The sequence below is a fragment of the Rhizobacter sp. P2_H2 genome, from assembly GCF_056403375.1.
On the sequence record NZ_JBFUFP010000772.1, the window covers coordinates 1 to 2,641 of the forward strand.

3 protein-coding genes are annotated in these 2,641 nt (G+C 70.8%); 2 read left to right on the plus strand and 1 reads right to left on the minus strand.

Annotation, left to right across the window (positions count from 1 at the left end; all coding sequences use genetic code 11):
* The coding region (locus tag AC1D15_RS26065; protein ID WP_477828271.1) for an MFS transporter at positions 1–471 on the minus strand (471 nt) is incomplete at its 3' end.
* Positions 472–572: 101 nt separating this feature from the next.
* Here AC1D15_RS26065 and AC1D15_RS26070 point away from each other — a divergent pair.
* Both AC1D15_RS26070 and AC1D15_RS26075 read left to right on the plus strand, forming a co-directional pair.
* Positions 573–1,544, plus strand: coding sequence for a LysR family transcriptional regulator (locus tag AC1D15_RS26070; protein WP_477828272.1), 972 nt, complete (start codon positions 573–575; stop codon positions 1,542–1,544).
* Between the two features lie 35 nt (positions 1,545–1,579).
* Positions 1,580–2,641 (plus strand): metallophosphoesterase (locus tag AC1D15_RS26075; protein ID WP_477828273.1); only part of this gene is annotated, 1,062 nt, incomplete at its 3' end.

Sequence of the window (2,641 nt, forward strand, 5' to 3'; positions counted from 1 at the left end):
CGTCATCACACTGCCGACCACCTTGCCGCGGTGCGCATCGGGGGCCAGCGTGGCGGCGGCCGGCACGATGTCCTGCGCCATCGTCGCGGCCAGCCCGATCGCGAGGCTCGCGACCAGCAGCACGCCCACCGACGGCGACGCGCCGGCCAGCAGCAGCGCGACKCACAGCGCAGCGGCCTTCGCGAGGATGATGCGGCGSCGGTCGWAGCGGTCGCCKAGCGGCGCSAGCARCAGRATGCCGAGCGCGTAGCCCAGCTGCGTCATCGTCGGCACGAAGCCGATCGCCTGGCTGCTTGTCGCCTGGCCTGCGCCGATCTCGGCGCCGAGCACGCCCAGCATCGGCTGGCTGTAGTACAGCGACGCCACGCCGAGCCCGGTGCCGGTCGCCAGCAGCAGCACCATCGGCAGCGGAACGTTGCCGGTCGGCGTCAGGGCGACCGGTGTGGCATGCGTGGAATGAATGGTGGACATCTCGTGTAAACCCTGAGTTCTGGAACGAAGGCCTGCAGTGTCTCCAGGGCGGGCGTGTCTGGGTAGCCCGACGGCTTGCAGAATTGCTATACGCTCGGCGCATGAGCAATGCCACCCCCCACGCCACGGCGCCGGCCGACCGCATCGAGCTGATGGAAACCTTCGTGCGCATCGTCGAGGCGGGCAGCCTGTCGGCCGCGGCGCTGCAGATGGGCGCGACCCAGCCGACCATGAGCCGGCGGCTGCAGGCGCTGGAGCGATCGCTCGGGCTGCGGCTGCTGCAGCGTTCGACCCACGCGATGACGCTGACCGCCGACGGCGAGCGCTGCTACGAAGGCGCGAAGGAGCTGATCGCGAGCTGGAAGGCGTTCGAGTCCGAACTGCGCGGTGCCGACGACGAACCCGAGGGCCTGCTGCGCGTGATCGCACCGCATGCCTTCGGCCAGCAGCTGCTGGTCGGGCCGCTGTCCGACTACATGCGCGCGCACCCGCGGGTGACGGTGGAGTGGCTGCTGCACGACAGCACRCAGGATCGCACGCAGGACAGCACGCCGGACTTCGTCGGCGAGGGCATCGACTGCGCGATCCAGGTGGGCGAGGTGACCGACCCGTCGGTGGTCGCGATCAAGCTGTCCGAGGTGCCGCGCATCGTGGTGGCTGCTCCGTCGCTGATGGCCGGGCGCGCGATGCCGGTGCATGCGCGCGAGCTGGCCGGGCTGCCCTGGCTGAGTGCCCGCAATTTCTACCGCACCGAGGTGCTGCTGAGCCATGCCGACACCGGCGAGGCGCACCGCGTGAGCTTTCGCCCGCGCTTCACCACCGACAGCTTCTATGCGCTGCGCAGTGCCACGGTGCGCGGCATCGGCATCGGGCTGATGTCGACCTGGATGCTCGCCGACGAGATCGCGGCCGGGCGGCTGGTGCAGCTCGCGCCGCAGTGGCGTGCGGCGGCGCTACCGGTGCACCTGATCTACCCGCCGTCGCGATTCCATCCGGCGCGCCTGCGCCGCTTCATCGAGGCGATGCGGGCCGCATTGCCGGCCGCGCTGGCCGAGGTGACGCGGCCGATCTGATGTCTACTTCCGGACACCCCGTCGAAAGGATCCACATGCTCCTCGTTCGCCTGCTGGCCGTCGCGGCCGCTGTCGCACTGTGCGCCTGCGCGCCCATCGCCCCGACGCAGGGCACGGCGCCCGTCCACGTCAAGCTCATCGGTTTCAACGATTTCCACGGCAACCTGCAGTCGCCGGGCAACTTCAGCCCGGTCACGCAGAGTTCGTCCAGCGGCGCCGGCCTGGTGCCTGCGGGCGGTGCCGACATGCTGGCCGGCTTCGTCGCGCGGCTGAAGGCGCAGAACCCGCTGAACGCGGTGGTCGGTGCCGGCGACATCGTCGGCGCCTCGCCGCTGGTGTCGGCGCTGTTCCACGACGAGCCCACCGTCGAGGCGATGAACCGCATCGGCCTGGAGTTCAACGCGGTCGGCAACCATGAGTTCGACCACGGCTCGCCCGACCTGCTGCGCCTGCAGCGCGGCGGCTGCGCGCTGCTGCCCGGCGGCGCCGCCGACCCCAACAGCTGCCGCGGCGCGCAGGTCGGCACGCCCGTGCCGTTCGAGGGTGCGACGTTCAAGTGGCTGTCGGCCAACGTCTACGTCACCGCCACCGGCAAGACCCTGCTGCCGGCCTATGGCATCAAGACCTTCGACGGCGTGCGCGTCGCCTTCATCGGCATGACGCTGCGCGACACGCCGACCATCGTCACGCCCAGCGGTGTCGCGGGCCTGGAGTTCCGCAACGAGGCCGACACCGTCAACGCGCTGGTGCCGCAATTGCGCGCGCGCGGCGTCGAGGCGATCGTCGTGCTGGTGCACCAGGGCGGCTCGCAGGTCGGCAGCAACGACATCAACGGCTGTGCCGGCGGCCTGGCCGGCTCGGCGATCGCCGACGTGGTGCGCCAGCTCGACAACGCGGTCGACCTGGTCGTCAGCGGCCACACCCACACCGCCTACAACTGCCAGCTGCCGAATGCGACCGGCCGGATGATCCCGGTGACGCAGGCGGGTGCCTTCGGCCGCGTCGTCAGCGACATCGACCTGGCGATCAACCCGTCGAACGGCGACGTGATGTCGGTCAGCGCGACCAACCGCGTCGTCGACCGCAGCGACCCTGCC